The 1502-nt window shown below is 41.7% G+C and carries 2 protein-coding genes; both read right to left on the bottom strand.

Features of this window, described 5'->3' with window-relative positions; genetic code table 11:
- The coding region (locus tag DB42_RS01595; protein ID WP_155117370.1) for an F-box protein at window positions 1-236 on the bottom strand (236 nt) is incomplete at its 3' end.
- A 537-nt stretch (window positions 237-773) separates the two neighbouring features.
- The coding region (locus DB42_RS01590) for a leucine-rich repeat domain-containing protein (protein ID WP_044881442.1) at window positions 774-1502 on the bottom strand (729 nt) is incomplete at its 5' end.

Here is a 1502-nt window from a genome sequence, read left to right as displayed (position 1 = left end):
CCAGGATTGAGTTGATAAACTTTAGCTAACATAAGAGTTCGCTGGGTAGAGGTATTCTTTGTGGGGAAATGAAGCTGTGCTATTTTTTTATAAAGAGGGGGCATGACTTCAGAAGCTAGCAGATGATGCCATCTTTTACAGACGCTAAATAAGGAAGGAACTGCGCAGGCCTCTAAGATAGGGAGCAGCAATTCATTGGGCAAGCTTTCAATAGAGGCCGATGAGATAGGATGCATTTTATTTCCTTGGGTAATGATGACTTTTTCAGCATTATCATTTTTTAAAGACAATATAAAAAAATTAAAAAGCAAGTCAAACGAATTCGTATCCTTATCAATGAAAAACACCTCACAGATAATCTGCCTCGTTTTTTTCAGATAGATTCAAGTAAAGGGGAGGGACCTTCTAAGCATTTAGGAGCAGCCACAGCTTTTAGGGATTAAGTGATGCGGCAATTTTGGCGTGGCTAAAAGAATGAGATTGATTCTTGGCCTTATTTGAGAAAAACGGCCCTTTTTGGTGCAATGTTTTAATTTTTTTAACGAATGATGGAATACAATACGCCTAGTTTCTTCCTGTCAAGAAAAGTTGTCCTCCCAGCCATAAAACTCTGCAGAAAAAGAGAGAAGCTTCTTGTCGTTATAAATGTGTAGGTTAGTTTAAGCTTGCTTAGTTGCCGGAAGAAAAGCTGATTACTTGTTTAAAGATAAGATGGCTAAAAGTTTTTTATTTCATTTTAGCTCACCCCAATTTAAAAAGTACTTACAACCATTCTACAATTGAAAACGCTGTCTTATCTTTTCGGCGATATCCTTCAAAGGATTTTCCGCTAATTCAAGCGATTGCACCTTAGACAGCTGCCCGATTTCTGCAGGCAGGCTGGTGAGCTGGTTTTGGCTTAAGTAAAGGAGTTGCAGCTGAGACAATTGCCCGATTTCTACAGGCAGACTGGTGAGCTGGTTTTGATTTAAGTTAAGCCATTGTAGCTGAGACATCTGCCAGATTTCTGCAGGAAGGCCGGAGAGCTGGTTTTGATTTAAGTCAAGCCCTTGCAGCTGAGACAATTGCCCGATTTCTGGAGGCAGGCTGGTGAGCTGGTTTTGATTTAATTCAAGCCGTGTCAGCGTAGACAGCTGCCCGATTTCTGCAGGCAGGCTGGTGAGCTGGTTTTGATTTAGGTAAAGCCCCTGTAACTGAGACAGCTGCCCGATTTCTACAGGCAGACTGGTGAGCTTGTTTTCATTTAAGTAAAGCTCTTGCAGATTAGACAATTGACCTATTTCCGCAGGCAGGCTGGTGAGCTGGTTTTGATTTAAGCTAATCTTTAGTAGCTGAGACAGCTGCCCAATTTCTGTAGGCAGAGCGGTGAGCTGGTTTTCATTTAAGTGAAGCCCTTGCAGATTAGGCAACTGCCCAATTTCTGCAGGAAGACTGGTGAGCTGATTTTCATTTAAGTGAAGCCCTTGCAGATTAGACAACTGCTCAATTTCTGCAGGAAGACT

The organism is Neochlamydia sp. EPS4 (assembly GCF_000813665.1).
Classification (GTDB): Bacteria; Chlamydiota; Chlamydiia; order Chlamydiales; family Parachlamydiaceae; genus Neochlamydia.
Note: the sequence above shows the minus strand (reverse complement) of the source record. Positions and strands in the feature narration are given on the sequence as shown.